We start from the raw sequence: 18,664 nt of genomic DNA on the forward strand, positions 1-18,664 counted from the left end.
CCGTGCCTACAAGATCTGACGATGTGAAGGTCGCGACCGATGGCGAGGCTGCAAGGAGTTCTTCCGCTTCGGCGGGAGATGACAGGGGAGGTGGTTCCATGGCCGTGATCGGAATCAGCAGGTTCGAGCGCTTCTTCAGGGCCGCCGCAGGGCTGGACATCGACAAGAGTGATTTGCGGCGCTACCACGAGTTCCTCGACGCCAAACTGTACGATCTCCTCCTCATCGGACAGGCCAGGGCGAAGGCGAGCGGGCGCGACATCATCGAGCCGTTCGACCTGCCGATCACGAAGGGCCTGCAGGAGAGCATCCACCGGTTCCGCCGGCTGGACGAGGAGATCGAGGTCGAGCCGATCCTGGAGCTGCTGGCGAGGCGACCGCCGCTGGACCTCACGGTCCGCGATGTCACGGACGAGAGGCTTCCCGAGATCGCGGGCGGTCTCTCCTACGCGCTGGCGCAGGCCTTCCGCATCATGTTCCCGGACCGGCGCAACCCGCAGACCGAGCAGTGGGAGGAGGTCCAGCGCATCTTCGACCTGCTCCTGTGAGCCGGACCGCCGCTCTGGCTGCTTCGCGGCGAACAATCCGCCTTTGTTCAAAAATGTTCTGATTTGCCCGAGAATGGGCCTGTGACGCGGTGACAGCGTGTATCCCCTGCCGAATCAGGGGCACGGTGCCTCCATGGATGGCAGGCCGCCTACGCGGGGCGCGACCTTCGGTCGCCGACGGGAACGAGCGAGCATCGATGAGTTGCTGACGCGTGTCGACGGCCCGAGGGTCATGCTCGTCGAGGGGGAGTCGGGAATCGGGCGTACCCACCTACTCGAAGACGCCGCGCGGAGGGCCGCCGACGGGGGCTTCGCGGTGGTGGTCGCGGACCCGGATTCCGGCCTGGGTCGGCCCGCCGACCTGGAGCAACTGCTGCCGGTACTCGACGAGCCCCGCCCGCCTCCGCGGCCGTCCGGCGGACAGGACCGGCCGGCCGAGCGGCTGCGGGCCGCCCTGGAGCAGCGGGCTCGCTCCACCCCTTTGCTGGTAGTGCTGGACGATCTCGAAGGAGCCGACCCGGCGGCTCTTCGCGCGCTGCAGACGCTGCCGATCCGGCTCGCGTCGTCCCCCGTTCACTGGATTCTCGCGCGCCGCACCGGCCGCGGCGACGCCGAACTCGATCGGCTGTTCCTCCGCCTGCAGGAGGGTGGCGCCGCGCTGCTCCGGCTCCGCTCGCTGCCGGACGAGGCCGTCTCCGACCTGGTCACCGCCACGCTGGGCGCGTCCCCCGACCTCGACCTGCGCGTGCTCGCGGACGGGGCGGGCGGCAATCCGCTGCTGCTTCTCGAGCTGATGAACGGCCTGCTCGACGAGGGCGGGGTGGTGATCTCCCAGGGCCGCGCCCGCCTCGTCACCTCCCGGCTGCCGGAGCGGGCCCGTCTCGCCGTCAAAGGCCGGCTGGACGACCTGGATCCGGCGGCCCGGCGACTCCTCGAACTCGTGGCGATGCTGGGGCCCGCGTTCCACCCCCTGGTCGCCGCCGACCTGCTCGGCATCACCCCCTCCGAACTGCTGCCGTCCCTTGAGGCGATGCTGGCGACCGGGTTGCTGGCGGCGAGGGAAGAGGCGCTGGTGTTCCGGCACGAGGTGGTGCGCGAATCGGTGATCGCCGATATCCCCGGTCCCGTCCGGCAGGCGCTGCACGTGCAGATCGGCAGGACCCTGCTGGAGCACGGCGGCCGGGTGCGGGCCGCGGCGTCCCACCTCATGGCGGGGGCGGTGCCGGGCGTTCCGGAGGTCCTGCCGAGCCTGGACCGGGCGAGCGCGGAGATGCTCGACACCCACCCGGCGGTCGCCGCCGAGCTGACGCGCCGGGCGCTCGACCTCACCGAGCTCGCCGACCCGCGGTGGTTCGCGCGCACGATGACGGCGATCCGCACGCTCGCCGCCGCCGGTGACCTAGAGGGAGCCGCGGAACTCGCGGAGGCCGCGCTCGACCACTGCGCGCCCGGCCCGTCCACCGCCGAACTGCTGACTGCGCTGTCCTTCGTCCTGGTGCCGAAAGGCGAGGCCGTCAGGGCGTCGGACACGGCCAGGGCCGTGCTGGACATGCCGGATCTGCCGGACGAGGTGCGCGACCGCGCCGAACTGGCCCTCCTGCAGGCCGGCACGGGCCTGCCCGAGGGCGCGGGCGCACTGGACCGGGCCAGAACGTTCGTCAAGGCAGATGACGCGCCCGGCCAGGGTCTGGCGACCGGGGCGCTCATCGTCCTCGCGTTGAACGGCTGGGACAAGGGCGAGTTGGACGACGCGCTCGGCCTCGCACGGACGAGTGTGCGGCAGGCCTCCAGCGACGGCGCGCAGGATGGTCGACTCCACCCTGGCCTGGTCCTGGCCGCGTTGCTGGTGGACGCCAGGCTCATGGACGAGGCACAGCGAACGATGGTGCTGGGAACCGGTGGGGTCGACGGGATCGGTAGGGGCGGCTGGGCGGCCGGACCGGCGATCGTGCGATCACGCATCGCCCTCGCGGAGGGGCGTCCAGAGGAGGCGATCCGCGACGCGTGGGCGGCTCTGGAGGCGGCCGACGCGGCCGGCGCGCGCCTGCTGAGCGCCTCCGCCCGGTCCGCGCTGAGCGTCGCGGCACTGCGCTCCGGCGACCTCGAAACGGCCGTCGAGCACACCCACGGTGAGGAAGACGCGGGCGGACCGGCACCTCCTCCGTTCGACCTGACCCGTAGCGAGCTGGTCCGGGCGCAGGTCACCGAGGCCTGCGACGGGCCACGGGTTGCCATGACCGGGCTGGGTCGGCTTCTCGACGACCTGACCGAGCACAGCCGGGCGCTCCTCTGCGACCCGACGGCGGCGGCCTGGCTGGTACGGACGGCGGTCGCGGCGGGTGAGGCCGGACCGGCCGAGAAGGTCGTCGCGGCGGCCGACCGTCTCGCCCGGCTGAACCCGGGGCTGCTCAGCCTGTCCGCCGCCGCCGGGCACGCCCGCGGGTTGCTGCACGGTGAACCCGACCTCCTGCGAGACGCCGCCGCGGACCATGCCGACCGGTGGGCGCGCGCCTCCGCCTACGAGGACCTCGGCACGCTGCTCGGCGGGCGGGACGGCACACGCGGCCGGACGATCCAATGGTTCGACGAGGCCCTGTCCTGCTACGAGGCGGCCGGTGCCGAGCGGGACGCGGCCCGGATCCGGGGGCGCCTGCGGCGTATGGGGGAACGCCGCCGGCACTGGCACCACCGGGACCGGCCCGCGAGCGGCTGGGCCAGCCTCACCGGGGCCGAGCAGCGGATCTCCGGGCTCGTCGCCCAGGGGCTCACCAACCAGAAGATCGCCGATCAGCTGTTCATCAGCGCACACACCGTCGCGTTCCACCTGCGACAGGTCTTCCGCAAACTCGACGTCCGCTCGCGCGTCGAGCTGGCGCGCCAGGTCCTCGAACACTCCGACGACCTTCCCCGCGCGCATTCCAAGGACTCTGACGACGGCACGGAGGCCGGGTCGCCTCTGGCCCGCCGACGGCCTAGACCGGAATGAGCGGGCGCAGATCCCGGGAGATGCTGGACTTGATGTCCTCCCACTCGCCTTCTGTGACGTACTGCCGCAGCGCCTGCAGGACGGTGGAGACCAGTTGCTCCGTATCACCGACCTCGTGCGGGAAGTCGCGCCGGACGCGCTGAAGGAACGCTTCCCTGCTCATTTTCACGGGCACCCGGCTGGGGTCCCAGCCCTCGTAGTGGACGCCGCGGACGAGCAAGGGCAACTGGGCGGCCAGATGCGCGCATTCGTCCACGGTCAGCCGGTCGCGCAAGGCATGCAGGACCGCGCGCAACGCGTCATAGGACACGTTCCGCTGTTCCTTCGACCACCCGTAGGCATATTCGATCTCCCGCAGCACGTGGTTCGTCTTGTCGATGGTCTTGTCGAAGGTCGAGAACCCCGTAGCGCCCATGTCAGCCTGCCTTCCGGATGAGGTGGACGTTCCGTCCCCGAGCATCGCGCCGGATCGGGTGAGAACACGTCACCCGATCAGGGTGATGCCGGAGACGGGCCCGTTTCACCCGGCCTGGGCGATGCTCGTTCACCCCCTTGGCCCGGACGCTGGTCGATGGCAGCGACCTGCCTTGCAAGGGGGGAGAAATGACGACTGCCAGTGAACTGGGCACTATCCAGACGCAGGTTCCCTCTCGGCTGGATCGTCTGCCCTGGTCGAGGTTCCACTGGAGAATCGTGATCGGCCTCGGGACCGTCTGGGTCCTGGACGGGTTGGAGGTCACGATTGTGGGTTCGATCGCCGCCCGGATGACCGAGCCGGGCAGCGGGATCGACATCTCCAGCGGCGGCATAGGCACCGCCGCGGCCTTCTACGTCGCCGGCGCATGCCTGGGTGCGCTCTTCTTCGGCCAGCTCACCGATCGCTTCGGACGCAAGAAACTGTTCATGCTCACACTGGGGCTGTACCTGGTGGCGACCGTGGCGACCGCCTTCGCTACCGAGGCGTGGTACCTGTTCCTGTTCCGCTTCCTCACCGGCGCCGGTATCGGCGGTGAGTACGCGGCCATCAACTCGGCCATCGACGAGCTGATCCCCGCACGCAACCGCGGCCGGGTGGACCTCGCCATCAACGGCAGCTACTGGCTGGGCGCGGCCGTCGGAAGCCTCGGCAGCGTGCTGCTCCTCAACGATGCCCTGCTGTCGGCGAATCTCGGCTGGCGGCTGGCCTTCGCCATCGGCGGGGTCCTCGGGCTGGGGATCATGCTGGTGCGCCGGAACGTCCCGGAAAGCCCCCGATGGCTGTTCATTCATGGACATGAGGACGAGGCGGAACGGATCGTCGCCCGGATCGAACGGGAGGTCCAGGCCGAGAAGCGGAAGCCGCTGCCTCCTCCGGCGCAGAGCATCACCGTGCGCCAGCGCAGGTCGATCGGCTTCGGTGAGATCGCCCGCGTGACGGTCAGGCGCTATCCCAACCGCACCGTGCTCGGGCTCTCACTCTTCGTCGGCCAGGCGTTCATGTACAACGCCGTCACGTTCGACCTGGGCACTATCCTCAGCGATTTCTTCGACGTCGCATCCGGCACGGTGCCCTACTTCATGGCCGCGTTCGCGCTCGGCAACCTGATGGGGCCGCTGGTGCTCGGACGCCTCTTCGACACCGTCGGCCGCAAGCCGATGATCGCCGGCACCTACTTCGGCTCCGCGGCGCTGATCGCAACGACGGCCGCCCTGCTCATGGCGGACATGCTGACCTCGACGACGTTCATCGTCCTTGTCGCGCTGAGCTTCTTCGTCGCGTCGGCCGGGGCCAGCTCCGCCTACCTCACGGTCAGCGAGATCTTCCCGATGGAGACCCGGGCCCTCGCGATCGCCCTGTTCTTCGCCGTCGGCACCGCGGTCGGCGGGATCACCGGCCCGGCGCTCTTCGGCCAGTTCATCGGCAGCGGCCGCCTGGATCTGGTCGCTCTCGGGTTCTTCATCGGGTGCGGAGCGATGATGCTGGGCGGGATCGCCGAGCTGATCTTCGGTGTCCGCGCCGAACAGCAGTCTCTGGAGAACATCGCCCGTCCGCTGACCGCGGAGGAGGCCGACGCCGCCACGCCGCAGGAGCAGGAGAGCCTCCGGCGGGCCGAAATGGAGCGGGAGCTGTCGCCGGAGGACATGCGCCTGGCCGCCGAACGCGATCGCCGCGTCCGGGAACGTGCGGCCCGGCGCCATGAGCGGGAGACGACGGGGCCGCAGCGCTTCCGTCCCGGCCCCGGGGGCTCGCAGGCCTACTCGCCGGGAATGATGGGGACCACGGGCACGCCAAGCCGATCGACGGCGGTCGCCGAGCGGGAACTCGACCATGAGATCGAGGATCTCGCCCGCGCGACCGCGGAGGGTCCGGTGGAGCGGCGCGACCTGGCGGAGCGGGTCGGTGCCCGAGGCTGGGGCCCCGGCCGGTTCAGAAGCGCCCTGGTCGAGGCGACCAAGGAGGGGCGCCTGCGGCGGCTACCGCACCACAGGTACGGCCCCGGAGACCCCAGAAGGGACGAGCAATGACGCTCGCCCGCCCTCCTGGCGAACCGCCGCCGTAGCAGGTCGGGTGATCGGCTGCGGTGAGCGACTGCAAGGCCCGGGAGGTTCAGAGAAGCCGAGCCTCCCGGGCCTTGCGCACCGCCTCCCGGCGCCGGGAGGCGGTGAGCTTCCGGTAGATGTGGCGCGTGTGTGTCTTCACGGTGTTGACCGAGAGGTGCAGTTCGGCCGCGATCTCCTCGGTCGTCAAGACGCTCTGCAGGTACCGCAGCACCGTCAACTCCCGCTCGGTCAGCGGTTCGAGGGGGCCGTCCGTCCCCTCGGCGGCGCATCCGACGATCTCCATGATGAACGGCCGGCATGCCGTCCCCGAGTCCAGATGGGCGCTCAGCAGCCGCCGCGCGGCCCGGCCCTCGCGGAGGAACACCCCCGTGAAACGCTCGTGATCGGCGAGCCGCAGGGTCTTCTCCAGGGTCGTGGACGCGTGCCGGTCATGGCCGAGACGGTCGGCGGCCAACGCTTCCAGCAGGCCCGCTTCCAGGCTGAGCCCCAGTTCACCGTTCGGCGCGCCGGCGGCCGTCCGCATCGCCGTGTCCGGATCGCCGTCCTGCAGTTGCATGCGCGCGAGCGCGACCGCCAGCGGCGCCGAGCCGCCCGATGCCCCCGCCTGGTCGGCCAGGAGCCTGGCGGCCGTACCGGTGTCCCCGAGGCTCGTCCGCAGCACCGCCTCGGCAGCGGTGAACCGGTGCGCGATGTATGTCGGCACCGCCCAGCCGGTGAGTTCGTGGTGGGTTTCACGCAGTACCTCGTCCGCGTGGGAGCGGTGTTCGCCCGCCTGAAGCGACCACAGCCGGACGATGCCGATCAGCGCGGCGAGCAGCCGGTCACCGGAATTCTCCGCGAGATCCAGGTACCGCGCGGCCTCGTTCCCTTCACCCCACTCGTGGTGCGTGATCGCCAACGCGAGATAGGCGTACCCGCGGACTCCGGGCGCCGCCGTGAAGCCGAGCGAGTCCTGGGCGGTCCGTCCCGCGAGATGGAGCTCGCCGAGCAGGGCACGGGCCACGGCGAGCCTGCTGACGCACACCGCCCGGGCCCGGTCCAGGCCCGCACGCTCGGCCGCGGCCAGCCCGTCGTCCAGTGCCCTTTCCGCCGTGCGCAGGTCCCCGGTCGCCAGCCGGGCCGTGCCGAGTGCGGAAAGGGCGACCGAACGGGCGCCTTCGCCGTCCTCCCGGTGCGCGAGAAGCCGCGATGCCTGGGAGAACGTCGCGGCGACGTCCCCCGCCGCCACCGAACGCGTAAGGCGGATCGCCGTGGCCTTCTCATCGCCGGCCTCGGCCGCGTGGTGGTCCTCGGCGAGCCGCAGGTAGCGGTCGGTTCCTCGCCGATCACCGAGGATCCGCTGGTTCACCGCGCAGGCCAGCGCAAGATCCGGGTTGTCGCGCAGCGCCGCTTCCGGTGGCGCGGGGTCGGACGCCCAGAACGGTGGGGCCGAATCCGACAGCACGAGATCGGGCCAGTAATCGGCAAGGAGATCCGTGGCCATCCGCCAGTCCGGGGACAGGAGGGCGTGCCGGAGCGCCTCCGGGGATGAGCCTCGCGCGGCGTACCATGCGGCCGCGCGCCGATGCAGGTCGGGGACTCGCCGAGGCGCGCGCCTGGCCAGCTCACGGCGAAGGAACTCGCCGAGAAGACGGTGGCAGCGATACGCGGAGCGCCGGTCGCCGGCCGGGTCGAGGAAGGCGCCGGCGTCGCCCAGTTCGGCCAGAATCCGTTCACCGTCCGACCGGCCGGTGAGGGCGTCCGCCAGGCCGCCGGTGAGCCGTTCCAGCACAGAGCCGCACAGCAGGACCTCCAGATGCCCGCCGTCGAGACCGTCCAGCACTTCCGCGGCGAAGTAGCCCGCGATGGTCTCGTGGTCGCCGGTCAGCCCGGCCACGAAGCGCGGCGGATCACAGTGTCCTCGCATGGACAGCCCCGCGAGCCGCAGGCCCGCCGGCCAGCCCTCTGTCCGCTGGAGCAGCATGCGCGTGTATCGGTCGGGCAGTTCCAGGCCCAGCGTGGCCAGCAGTTCGACGGTCTCCGCCATGGTGAACGAAAGCTCCGCGGCCTCCAGCACGGTGACCGCGCCGGCGAGCCGTGAACGTGCCAGCGGGGGTCCCGGGCCACCGCGCGTCACGATGATCACTCGTAGTGTCCGCCCGGCGTGCCGGACCAGATACTCCAGCCCCTTCAGGATCTGCGGGTCGCGTATCCGATGGAAATCGTCGAGGACGACGCCTACGGGTGCGGCGGATCCGGCCAGCACGGCCGCCAGCCGGGCCAGGAACACGTCATAGGGCGCCTCGTCCGGCGACGGCAGGGCGTCGCCCGGGAATCCTCCCGTGGAGTTCAGCGCCGCCCGCAGGTAGGACCAGAATTGGGGGTCGTCCCCGTCTTCGACGCCGAGCCAGCCGACCCGGAGGTCCGTCGCCCTCGTCCACCAGCTCAGCAGCACGGACTTCCCCCAGCCGGGCGGAGCGTTCACCAGCGTCAACGGCCGTCGCAGTCCCGTGTCGAGAACGCGGCCGAGGCGTGGACGCTCCACCAGCCCCGGTGGAGGGGCGGGCACCTCCAGCTTCGAACCCAGCAGTGGTACCTCGGTCACGCCCACCACCCTGCGCGTGCCGCAACGCGCCCCATATCCTCAGTACGGGTAGCAACCGACGATGAGCGCCCTCGAGTGACCCGGCGGTGGTCACCGGAGGATCAGTTCCGCTTGTACATTTCCCTACCTGCGTCTTCGGCTGGACGTGGCCTTCCCGGGAAGGCCACGATCATGGGTCCGGAGTCCCTGTTCATCGTCGGCCTGGCCGTCACGGTCGTGGTACTGCTCTCCCGGGCCCTGGCCGCGCGTATGGGAGTGCCCGACGCGATCCTTCTCGTCGTGCTCGGCGCGGCGGCGGCATTCCTGCCGGGCATGCCCGAGATCGCGCTACCACCGGAAGTGGTGCTGCTGGGCTTCCTGCCCCCGCTCGTCTATTACGCCGCGTTCTTCAGCGCCCCTCGCGAGGCGAAGGCGGACGCCGTGCCGATCACGGCGCTCGCAATCGGCCTGACGACGGTGACCACCCTCGCCGTCGCCGCGGTCCTGCGGGGGATCCTGCCCGACCTGAGCTGGGCGGCCGCCATCGCCCTCGGTGCCGCCGTCGCCCCCACCGACCCCGTCGCCGCGATCTCGATCATGAAGCGGCTGAACGCGCCGGGCCGGCTCGTGACCATCGTCGAAGGTGAGAACCTCATCAACGACGCCGTTGCGCTCACCGCCTTCGTGCTTGCCGTCGAGGCGCTGACGACGTCCTTCACCCTCGGGCACGGCATCGCGCGGCTGGCCGAGGTCGTCGCCGGCGGTGTGGCGTACGGCCTCCTGGTGGGTTTCGTCGCGTCCCGCCTCCGCCGCAGGATCCGCGATCCCGGCAGCCAGATCGTCGTGAGCCTGCTGACGCCGTACCTCGCGTTCGTCCCGGCCGACGAGCTCGGCTTCTCCGGGGTGCTCGCCACCGTCTGCGCGGGCTTCTACCTCGGTACCCGCGGAGAGGGCATGCTCCAGCCGGCGTCCCGGCTGCCCGGACAGCTGTTCTGGCAGGTGCTGGTCTTCCTCCTCGAATCGGCGCTGTTCGTGCTGCTCGGCCTTGAGGTCCGCCTCATCGTGCGCCAGCTGACCGGCGCGGCGTGGTCGTCGGCGATCCTCGGCGCGGTCGCGGTCACGGCCGTCATCGTGGCCCTGCGGCTCGCCTGGACGCAGTTCGTCTTCCCGCTCTCCCGGTACCTGCCCGGCCGGCACCTCGCCTTCGACCATCTGCCCTGGCGCGACCGGCTCGTCATCGGCTGGAGCGGTATGCGCGGCGCGATCTCACTGGCGATCGTGCTGTCCCTGCCGGTGTCCGCGCCGGGTCTGCCGCCGGAACGGCGCGGCGAGCGGCTCTTCGTGATCGGCGCCGTCGTGTTCATCGCCCTGATCGGGTATGCGACCACGCTGCCCGGCCTGCTGAGACGGCTGGGCATGACCGAGTCCGACCGCGTCCGGATCGAGTACCAGGAGGCGCGGAAGGCCGTGGTGGACGCCGCCCTCGCCCGGCTGGACGAGCTCATCGAGAACGGCGAGGTCGACGATCGCACCGGCGGGACCTTCCGCCGGCTGTACGAGAGCCTCCTGGACCAGGTCCGCACCGAATCCGGCGAGGACCTCGACGAGGAGGTCACCGACGTCCTCGCCCTGCGCCGCGAACTGGTGCGAACGCAGCGCGAGAAGCTGCGCCGACTCTACTCCGAAGGCAGGATCAGCGCAGAGGTGATGCGGGCCGTGGACCGGTGGCTCGATCTCGAGGACCCCGACATCCGGGAAGTCGGCTGACCGGGAGGACCTGTCAACCCTGAGGATGTGCCGGACCGGCCGGGCGGGCAACGTCCCATTGAGACAACGTCCAACGAGAGGCTCAGACGATGGCACTGCCCAGCATCCGCCGCCCCGCCGACACGATGCTCAACCCGAGGCCGAGGGCTTTCGACCCCCTCTACGAGCAGATGGAACAACTGGTCAACGCAGCCTTCGCCGGTACCGCCACGGATCTGCCCTGGGCGCCTGCGGGGGACGTGAGCGAGACCGACGACGCCTACGTGATCGAGACCGAACTTCCCGGTCTGAAGAAGGACGAGATCGACGTATCCCTCCACGACCGGGAGTTGACCATCACGGGGGAGGTCAAGGAGCGGGAGAGGCGCGGGCTGCGGCATCACAAGCAGCGGCGCACCGGCCGGTTCGAGTACCGCGTGTACCTGCCCGGTGACATCGATGCCGAGCGGATCGACGCGAAACTGTCAGACGGCGTGCTCACCGTGTCGCTCCCCAAGGCCACGACCGAGAAGGACCGCCACATCGAGGTCAAGGGCTGACCCGTACGGGGCATTTCCCCCGCATCCGCGGGAGGGACCGATGATCGTCCGTTGCGAGCACTGCGGCACGAAGAACCGTGTGCCGGGCGCCGCCGCCGGCGGACCGGTCTGCGGCAAATGTCACCGGCCGCTCCCGTGGATCGCAGACGCCGGAGACGAGGACTTCACCGAGGTCGCCGAGCGCTCCTCCGTACCGGTCCTCGTCGACCTGTGGGCGACCTGGTGCGCGCCGTGCCGCACGGTCAGCCCGGCACTGGAGCGCATCGCCCACAAGATGGCGGGGCGGCTGAAACTGGTGAAGATCGACATAGACCGGGCACCGAAGATCCGGGAGCGCTTCGCCGTGCGTGCCGTTCCCACGCTGCTGCTGATGCGCGACGGGAAGGTGATCGACCGGAGAGCGGGCGCCGCACCTGCCGGTCCGCTCCGCACGTGGGTGGAGGAAGCCCTTGGAAGAGACACCTGATCTGTACGGCGCCTACCCTCGACTCGACCGGGAGCAGATCGGGCTGGTCGCGGCATACGGGGAACGACGCCCGACCCGCCGCGGCGAAGTCCTCTTCTCGGAAGGGGACCGTGACCACGACTTCATCGTGCTCGTGGCCGGGACGGTGGCGATGCTCGACAAGGGCGAGGTCATCCGCGTGCACGGACCGGGACGCTTCCTCGGCGAGCTCGGCCTGCTGACCGGTCAACCGACGTTCCTCACCGCCCGCGTCGAGGACCCCGGTGAGGTGATCGCGGTACGGCCGCGATGCCTGCGCGAGCTGGCCGAACGGGAGCCCTGGTTCGGCGACCTCGTCCTGCGCGCGTTTCTCATCCGTCGCTCCCTGCTCATCGAGCACGGCGCCGGGCTACGGATCATCGGCTCGCGCTTCTCTCCCCGCTGCCTGCGCCTGCGCGACTTCGCCGCCCGCAACCGGCTGCCGCACCGGTGGATCGACGTCGAGGACGACGAGGACGCCGAATCGCTTCTCACGAAGCTCGGCGTCCCGGCGTCCGAAACTCCCGTCGTGATCCTGAACGGTGAGCGGGTGCTGCGCAATCCGGGAGACGACGAGCTTTACCGGCTGCTCGGGCTGCCGCCGTCGGCGCCGTCCTCCTCGGCGCACGACATGCTCGTCATCGGCGCGGGCCCCGCCGGGCTGGCCGCGGCCGTGTACGGCTCCTCGGACGGCCTGGACACGATGGTCGTCGATGCCATCGCGACCGGGGGACAGGCCGGGAAGTCGTCCAAGATCGAGAACTACCTCGGCTTCCCCGCCGGCATCTCGGGCGCGGAGCTGACCGAACGGGCGGTCATCCAGGCCAGAAGGTTCGGCGCGAGACTGCACGTGCCCGGCGGCGCCACGGGGTTGCACGCGGGCAACGGCCGGTACACCGTCGATCTCGACGGAGGCGGTGAGGTGTCCGGCCGCACGGTCGTCATCGCGACCGGCGCCCGCTACCGCCGGCTGGACGTCCCGCGCCTTGACGACTACGACGGCGCCGGCGTGTACTTCGCGGCGACCCAGGTGGAGGCGCTCCAGTGCCGTCACGTACCGGTGGCCATCGTCGGTGGCGGCAACTCGGCGGGTCAGGCGGCCGTCTTCCTGGCCCGGTACGCCACGCGCGTGTTGCTCTTCGTCCGGGGCGGAGAACTCGGCGAGAACATGTCGCGCTACCTGATCGACAGGATCGAACACTGCCCCGAGATCGAAGTGTTCCCGCACACCGAGATCCGTGAACTGCGCGGTCATGATCTCCTGGAGGAGGTCGTCACCAAGAACCACCGGACCGGTGAGGTCCGCCGCTTCGGGGTGCGCGCATTGTTCGTCTTCATCGGATCCGACCCCTGCGTCGCCTGGTTGTCCGGCATGGTCGACCTCGATGACAGAGGGTATGTGCGCACCGGCGGCCCACAGGCCCTGCCGCTGGAGACCAATCTCCCCGGCGTGCTGGCCGCGGGTGATGTGCGGAGCGGCTCGATCAAGCGGGTCGCCTCCGCGGTGGGAGAGGGAGCGATGGCCGTCCACCTGGCGTTCGAGCGCCTGGGGTGATGTGGGCGTGGAATGAACGGTGACCAGCGGCTACGTGGGGCGGCACGCACTGCCGTCACGCCGGTGCGGGTGCGATTGAAGCGGCTGCGCACACAGCCGACGACCATCGTGATCGCCCGCCTCGCCGTGACAGCGGTTCTTGCGTTCCAGTTCGCGTCCTGGCTACCCGCTACCAGCCCAAGACCCGTCCTCGCCCCTCTGACCGCACTCCTCGTCGTCCAGGTCACGCTGTACCAGACCATTCACCATGTCTGGCAACGCGTCGTCAGCGTCGTCGTCGGCGTGTTGGTCGCGGCACTGCTGTCGAGCGTGTTGGGATTCAGCTGGTGGAGCCTGGGCCTGGCTATCACGGCCGCACTGATCTGCGGATTCGTCATGCGGCTAGGCAACTACGTCCTCGAGGTGCCGATCAGCGCGATGCTCATCCTCGCCCTCGAAACCGGCGCCGCGGCCACGGGGCGGATAGTGGAGACCCTCGTCGGCGCGCTCACCGGCCTGATCGCCGGGCTGCTGACCTCGCCCATCAAGATCCAAGCAGCCGAGGAGGCGCTGGAGGACCTCAGCGACACCATGGCCCGTCACCTCCACGCCATCGCCGACGCGGTCGAAGAACGCCCCGAACCACGCATCTTCGACGAATTGCTCTCCCGGGCCCGCTCCCTCACCTGGGAAGTCCAACGCGTGGACGCCGAACTCGTACACGCCGAGGAAAGCGTCCGCCTCAATCCGCAAGGCGTCGGAATGCTGCGGTCCATGGTGGCGTTGCGGGAGACTCTGGTCGCACTGGAACACTGCGGAGTCACCATCCGCGGTCTCGCCCGCTGCCTCGCCGACCACGCCAACGAACCCGAGCAGGGGCGCGAGGACCCCCTGTCCAACAGCGACACCCGCGTCCTGCTGGCCACGACCACGAGGCATCTGGCCTCGGCGCTGGGCACCTACGGGCGGATGCGCCGGCAGCAGTTCACCACAGGCGACACCGACCTCGAGGACCCGATCGCCTCCCACCTGGACACCGCGAGGGAAGATTGCGTCAAGCTGACCGGGATGCTGCGGGCCGACAGCCCCGACTGGCCGCTCCATGGCGAACTCCTCGTCCACCTGGACCGCCTGAGAAGCGAACTGGAATCCGGGCGACGAACCCGAGCGGCAAGGCGCCCGAGCCGCCGACTCCGCATCCCCAAGCCTTCACCCCCCGCCACACTCAGCCCGATCCGGCGACGAACCGACCTCCGCCGAGCACGCTCCTAACCCACACCCACCATCGACAAGCCGCGCCTCGTCACGCCCCAACCAACCCAAACCGAATCAACTGGGGTGAAGCCCACCGAATTCAAGCCTTAAGCGATCATGTCCGCGTGCCTATCCACGCCTGCCAGCTCGTCGGCACGGCGGCCGTCACCGAATCAAGGGCAACACGGCTAGAGCCGGCACAAGCCGGCAACCAAACAGGGAAACAAACCAGGTGGAGTCCACCCAGACCCTCAAGTGGCTTGCCCGCAACACCAAGCCTGTATCGGCGCTGGCCGACCCCAAGGTGATGCGCGCCGTCCTCGACCGGGCGGCGACGCTGCTTGACGGGTCGCTCGCCGCTCCCTCGACCGTCCAACGCAACCGCGCGATTCTCCACAACGCCTGTGAATACGCGGTCGAGTTGAACGCGCTCTCGGGCAATCCCGTCAAGGCCATCAAGTGGAAGGCCCCGAAAGCCTCGCCCGAGGTCGACCGGCGCTCGGTCGTTAACCACGGTCAGGCCCGGCGCCTGCTGAAGGCCGTACGGGGACAGCAGCCGAGCGGCCCGCGCCTTGCCGCATTCTTCGCCGTGCTCTACTACGCCGGCCTACGCCCGGAGGAGGCTGTCAACCTGCGTCGAGAGAACATCACCCTTCCGCGGCTGGTCTGGGACGACCAAACGGAAAGCTGGCAGGAACCGGCGGACGGCTGGGGATCGGCGCCGGGTTCGAGCAACTAGTCATCGGACCACCCCCACGGGCGTGGGGAGCACGATGTGCCGCTCGATCGTCCGTTGCCGCTGCTCGGACCACCCCCACGGGCGTGGGGAGCACGTGCGCACTCTCCACGACCTGCCAAGAGCCGTCGGACCACCCCCACGGGCGTGGGGAGCACTAGGTGACCGTCTGGTCGCCGCCGAACCTGTACGGACCACCCCCACGGGCGTGGGGAGCACACCTGATCGAGCCGTCGCTGGTCTCTGCTCCGGACCACCCCCACGGGCTTGGGGAGCACTTCTTGTTCACTTCGAGGGTGCGGTAGTCGAACGGACCACCCCCACGGGCGTGGGGAGCACTCGGCCCGCGCGGCGGCCTTGTCGGTGAACTCCGGACCACCCCACGGGCGTGGGGAGCACCACCGGCACAGGGCGAGCCGTGAGAGCGGGACCGGACCACCCCCACGGGCGTGGGGAGCACCGGAGAGTAATGATCAGCTCACCGGGATTAGGCGGACCACCCCCACGGGCGTGGGGAGCACGCGTGAGAGGCCGGGAGCTGCTGACTCCCGGCCGGACCACCCCCACGGGCGTGGGGAGCACGATCTCAAATCCGCAGAAGGCAGACGAGGACCCGGACCACCCCCACGGGCGTGGGGAGCACACTTCGTGACCTGCGGGTTCACAAGTGCGCTTGGAGTTTATATTTCGGGTTGTTCGGCTCTTGTGCCGTCTGCCGCCGCATGGGTGGAGCTTACTCTCGGCTGGTGGTCCCGGACTGTCAGTCCTCGTCGCTACGGTCGGTCTATCGTGAGTCACGGGCTATGAGGGAATGAGGTCATGACGGGGAATCCGCTTGAGGTCCCCGGTGTCGATCTGGCGCTGTGGGGAAAGCGTCGTGGTCTGCCGGGTCCCTATCCGGTGGTGTGTCATCTTTTGGACGCGGCTGCCGCGATGGGTGTGCTGTGGGATCTCTATGTCAGTCCTGCCGGACGACGGCACATCGCTGCGGGGCTCGGCGTCGATGATGAGCGTGCTCGGCGGGTGTTGATGTTCTGGGCGGCGCTTCATGACATCGGGAAGGTCACCTTTACCTTCCAGGCTCTGGCGGATGATGCGTTCCCCGAGTTGGTGGGGTATCCGGATGTTCCCAGGGAGCGGATTCGTCACGACCAGGCCGTGCATCAGTGGCTCGGGCCCGCTTTGCGGCAGGTCGGTTACCGCGCGCGGAGCTTGCGTGATGAGGCGTTCATGGTTGCGCAACTCCTTGGTGGGCATCATGGGCGGTTCTTCGAGTTGAAGCGGGATATGAGTGACCCGCTGGTGTACTTCCCGTCGCTGGGAGGCGGTAAGTGGGAGCAGCAGCGTCAAGCCCTGCTCGGTGCGGTCCATTCTGTTCTCGGGGAGCCAGAGCCACCGGAAAAGCGTATGGACGCTGACGTTGCCGGGTTGGTGTGCGGGCTCGTGGTTCTGGCGGACTGGCTGGTCAGCCAGGACTTCTTCGTCAAAGGGCGGCTCAAGGCGCGACCGAACGCGAACGATGCGGCTTCTCTGAAGGCGCATCTGGTGGAGAGTACGCGCCAGGTACCGGGGTTGCTGAAGGAGGCGGGCCTGGGCCGGCTCAGGCTTCAACCCGGCACGTTCGAGGACGAGTTCCCGTTCAACCCGAACTACCTCCAGCGGTCGCTGGCCGACGCGCTTCCCGCGCTGGTTGGTGAGCGTCCTGGCCTGCTTTTGATCACTGCGCCCATGGGGGATGGCAAGACGGAGATCGCGTTGCACTCGGCTCGGGTCATGGGTGAGGCCTGTGGTGTGCCCGGGATCTTCGTGGGGCTTCCGACGATGGCGACGGCCGATCAGATCTACGAGCGCGTGATGGAGTACGGGCTGCGCCGTGCGATCGACCCGGCGCCGTTGACGCTGTTGCACAGCATGGCGTGGCTGAATCCGGTGTATTCGCGAGACGTCCCGCCGAGCGGCGAGCCCGATGCCGAGATCTTGACGGGGGAGGGCGCACGTGGGGCGTGGACTGCTGCCACGGACTGGCTCCAGGCGCGGAACCGGGGAGTACTGGCCCCCTTCTCTGTGGGCACGATCGACCAGGCTCTGCTCGCCGCGCTGTGCGGTAAGCACAACATGCTGAGAATGATGGGCTTATCAGGCAAGGTCATCATCATCGACGAGGTCCACGCCTACGACGCCTATATGCAGGGGCTCTTGCGTCGTCTGCTGACCTGGCTCGGGAGGCTGGGCGTACCGGTCGTCCTTTTGTCGGCCACGCTTCCACGGCAGATCGGCCACCGATTGGTCGAGGCTTACCTTCTCGGCGCAGGTCACCGCTCGCCGATCGAGGTGACCGCTGGTTATCCAGGGTGGTTGTATGCGGACGCTGGGAGCGGGCGGGTCACGTCCAGGGCGTTGGACACCGAATCGCGGTCGCTGGACGTCGAGCTTCACGAAGTTCCCATCGGGAAGGACGGCCGAGCCGAGCGCAGTTCCTTTCTCCGAGAGCTCCTGAAGCCGCTGGTCGAGACGAACTCAGGTTGCGTGGGGATCATCTGCAACACCGTCGCCGAGGCGCAGCAGACTTTCGAGGATCTTCAGGATTGGCTGGGCAAGAGCTTTGCTGATGGCACACGGCGGCCACAGCTTCAACTATTGCACTCTCGGTTCCCTGCGGAAGAGCGTGCCGAAATCACCCGGACGGTCGTAGAATCTTTCGGTAAGATGGGGAAGGCGAGCGGAAAACGCCCGACGACCGCCGCGATTCTCGTCGCGACTCAGGTTGTGGAGCAATCCATCGACCTGGATTTCGACTTTCTCATCAGCGACCTGGCGCCGATAGCGTTGCTCTTGCAACGTGCTGGCCGGTGCTGGCGGCATCCGCACAATCCCCGTCCCAGTTGGGTATCACGGGCCCGGCTGGCGGTCCTGTCGCCGGTTTCGGCGGGTGGGCGTCCCGCCGTGCCGGATTCGTGGCCGTTCGTCTATCCTGCCGCCCTCTTGCGCCGTACGAGGGAAGAGCTAGCAAAGCTCGCAACGGCGCCGATCCGGATCCCCGACGATGTTCAGCCACTGGTCGATGCCGTCTACGATGAAGACTTCCTCGACCCGAACAGTCAGATGGCCGATGACGATGTTGAGCGCATCGCCGACGAGCAGGTCAAGACGTTCATATCGCAACAGGTCACCATTCCGGAGCCCGCGGACGTCACCAGTCTTCATGCGCTGACGAGTTCGGACATTGACGAGGAGGTCATCCGGACCAGGCTCGGCGCCGATTCGGCGCGGATCATCTGCTGTTACCAGGCCCCATCCGGAAGGTTGTTCCTTGATCCTTCTCTGAGGGACGAACTCCCTGTGCGGGGGAGCCTGGACAAAGGACGGTTCACCAAGGCCGAAGTACGGATGCTCCTCGCCCGGATGATCCCTGTTCCTGCCGCGTGGGTGCGAGGACCAGACCCAAAGGACCCGCACTTGGTCGCCTGGCGTGAGAACGCCCATCTGCGCGATGTCCTCTTGCTGAGACATCCCGTTGACGGCGATGGCCGAATACGGCCAGCCGAGTTCGGAAACAATTCCTTCGTTCTGTCGCCACAACTGGGGCTCGTGCGTCTAGCGTGCCGATGACGCAGAACGACGGCCCACAGCAACCTTCTTAGGAAGCTTGCCGTGTTCGGTGCTCTGCCTGCAACCCCCACTGTCGTGGGGAACTTGACCTAGCTGCTGCCCG

12 protein-coding genes and 1 CRISPR repeat array are annotated in these 18,664 nt (G+C 69.0%); of the genes, 10 read left to right on the forward strand and 2 right to left on the reverse strand.

Going from position 1 to position 18,664, the window contains the following annotated elements:
- Positions 1 to 98: 98 nt before the first annotated feature.
- Together BZB76_RS31140 and BZB76_RS31145 are read left to right on the forward strand one after the other, a co-directional pair.
- Positions 99 to 548, forward strand: coding sequence for a DUF1931 family protein (locus tag BZB76_RS31140; RefSeq protein WP_121438024.1), 450 nt, complete (start codon positions 99 to 101; stop codon positions 546 to 548).
- 133 nt (positions 549 to 681) lie between these two features.
- Positions 682 to 3,534, forward strand: a complete 2,853-nt coding sequence (locus tag BZB76_RS31145; RefSeq protein WP_121438025.1) for a helix-turn-helix transcriptional regulator — start codon at positions 682 to 684, stop codon at positions 3,532 to 3,534.
- Here BZB76_RS31145 and BZB76_RS31150 read toward each other — a convergent pair.
- Positions 3,521 to 3,949, reverse strand: a complete 429-nt coding sequence (locus BZB76_RS31150; protein WP_121438026.1) for a DUF2267 domain-containing protein — start codon at positions 3,947 to 3,949, stop codon at positions 3,521 to 3,523. The genes BZB76_RS31145 and BZB76_RS31150 overlap by 14 nt on opposite strands.
- Before the next feature lie 188 nt (positions 3,950 to 4,137).
- Here BZB76_RS31150 and BZB76_RS31155 point away from each other — a divergent pair, with 188 nt between their 5' ends.
- Positions 4,138 to 6,039 carry an MFS transporter gene (locus tag BZB76_RS31155; RefSeq protein ID WP_117404670.1) on the forward strand — a complete coding sequence of 634 codons (1,902 nt, stop codon included), beginning with the start codon at positions 4,138 to 4,140 and terminating at the stop codon, positions 6,037 to 6,039.
- An 82-nt stretch (positions 6,040 to 6,121) separates the two neighbouring features.
- Here the strand turns inward: BZB76_RS31155 and BZB76_RS31160 are convergent, their stop codons facing one another.
- On the reverse strand, positions 6,122 to 8,659 hold the full coding sequence (locus BZB76_RS31160) for a winged helix-turn-helix domain-containing protein (protein ID WP_147449614.1): 2,538 nt from the start codon (positions 8,657 to 8,659) through the stop codon (positions 6,122 to 6,124).
- A 171-nt stretch (positions 8,660 to 8,830) separates the two neighbouring features.
- Here BZB76_RS31160 and BZB76_RS31165 point away from each other — a divergent pair, with 171 nt between their 5' ends.
- The 7 genes from BZB76_RS31165 (at position 8,831) to cas3 (ending at position 18,561) form a co-directional block, all read left to right on the forward strand.
- Positions 8,831 to 10,405: a Na+/H+ antiporter gene (locus BZB76_RS31165; protein ID WP_121438028.1), complete on the forward strand. Its 1,575-nt coding sequence runs from the start codon at positions 8,831 to 8,833 to the stop codon at positions 10,403 to 10,405.
- A gap of 89 nt (positions 10,406 to 10,494) precedes the next feature.
- Positions 10,495 to 10,944, forward strand: a complete 450-nt coding sequence (locus BZB76_RS31170; protein WP_211343287.1) for an Hsp20/alpha crystallin family protein — start codon at positions 10,495 to 10,497, stop codon at positions 10,942 to 10,944.
- Positions 10,945 to 10,984: 40 nt separating this feature from the next.
- The gene (gene trxA, locus BZB76_RS31175) at positions 10,985 to 11,410 is read left to right on the forward strand and encodes a thioredoxin (protein WP_121438029.1); all 426 of its coding nucleotides are present in this window, start codon (positions 10,985 to 10,987) and stop codon (positions 11,408 to 11,410) included.
- A complete protein-coding gene (locus BZB76_RS31180) occupies positions 11,394 to 12,983 on the forward strand; it encodes an FAD-dependent oxidoreductase (protein ID WP_211343288.1) in 1,590 nt (529 codons plus the stop codon). Before trxA ends, BZB76_RS31180 begins: the two co-directional genes overlap by 17 nt.
- Before the next feature lie 63 nt (positions 12,984 to 13,046).
- Entirely contained in the window at positions 13,047 to 14,234 is a 1,188-nt protein-coding gene (locus BZB76_RS31185; protein ID WP_170180847.1) for an FUSC family protein, read from the forward strand.
- Positions 14,235 to 14,448: 214 nt separating this feature from the next.
- Positions 14,449 to 14,955: a tyrosine-type recombinase/integrase gene (locus BZB76_RS31190; RefSeq protein ID WP_121438032.1), complete on the forward strand. Its 507-nt coding sequence runs from the start codon at positions 14,449 to 14,451 to the stop codon at positions 14,953 to 14,955.
- A gap of 4 nt (positions 14,956 to 14,959) precedes the next feature.
- Positions 14,960 to 15,595: direct repeats of the CRISPR family, unit length 29 nt; unit sequence CGGACCACCCCCACGGGCGTGGGGAGCAC.
- A 176-nt stretch (positions 15,596 to 15,771) separates the two neighbouring features.
- Positions 15,772 to 18,561, forward strand: coding sequence for a CRISPR-associated helicase Cas3' (gene cas3, locus BZB76_RS31195; protein WP_121438033.1), 2,790 nt, complete (start codon positions 15,772 to 15,774; stop codon positions 18,559 to 18,561).
- The last annotated feature ends 103 nt before the right edge of the window (positions 18,562 to 18,664 follow it).

This window comes from Actinomadura pelletieri DSM 43383 (genome assembly GCF_003634705.1).
In the GTDB taxonomy this organism is placed as follows: domain Bacteria; phylum Actinomycetota; class Actinomycetes; order Streptosporangiales; family Streptosporangiaceae; genus Spirillospora; species Spirillospora pelletieri.

Coding starts and splice junctions, on each gene's coding strand:
- trxA (WP_121438029.1), top strand. CDS start 10,985: ATGATCGTCCGTTGCGAGCACTGCGGCACGAAGAACCGTGTGCCGGGC.
- BZB76_RS31145 (WP_121438025.1), top strand. CDS start 682: ATGGATGGCAGGCCGCCTACGCGGGGCGCGACCTTCGGTCGCCGACGG.
- BZB76_RS31150 (WP_121438026.1), bottom strand. CDS start 3,949: ATGGGCGCTACGGGGTTCTCGACCTTCGACAAGACCATCGACAAGACG.
- BZB76_RS31170 (WP_211343287.1), top strand. CDS start 10,495: ATGGCACTGCCCAGCATCCGCCGCCCCGCCGACACGATGCTCAACCCG.
- BZB76_RS31155 (WP_117404670.1), top strand. CDS start 4,138: ATGACGACTGCCAGTGAACTGGGCACTATCCAGACGCAGGTTCCCTCT.
- BZB76_RS31165 (WP_121438028.1), top strand. CDS start 8,831: ATGGGTCCGGAGTCCCTGTTCATCGTCGGCCTGGCCGTCACGGTCGTG.
- BZB76_RS31140 (WP_121438024.1), top strand. CDS start 99: ATGGCCGTGATCGGAATCAGCAGGTTCGAGCGCTTCTTCAGGGCCGCC.
- cas3 (WP_121438033.1), top strand. CDS start 15,772: ATGACGGGGAATCCGCTTGAGGTCCCCGGTGTCGATCTGGCGCTGTGG.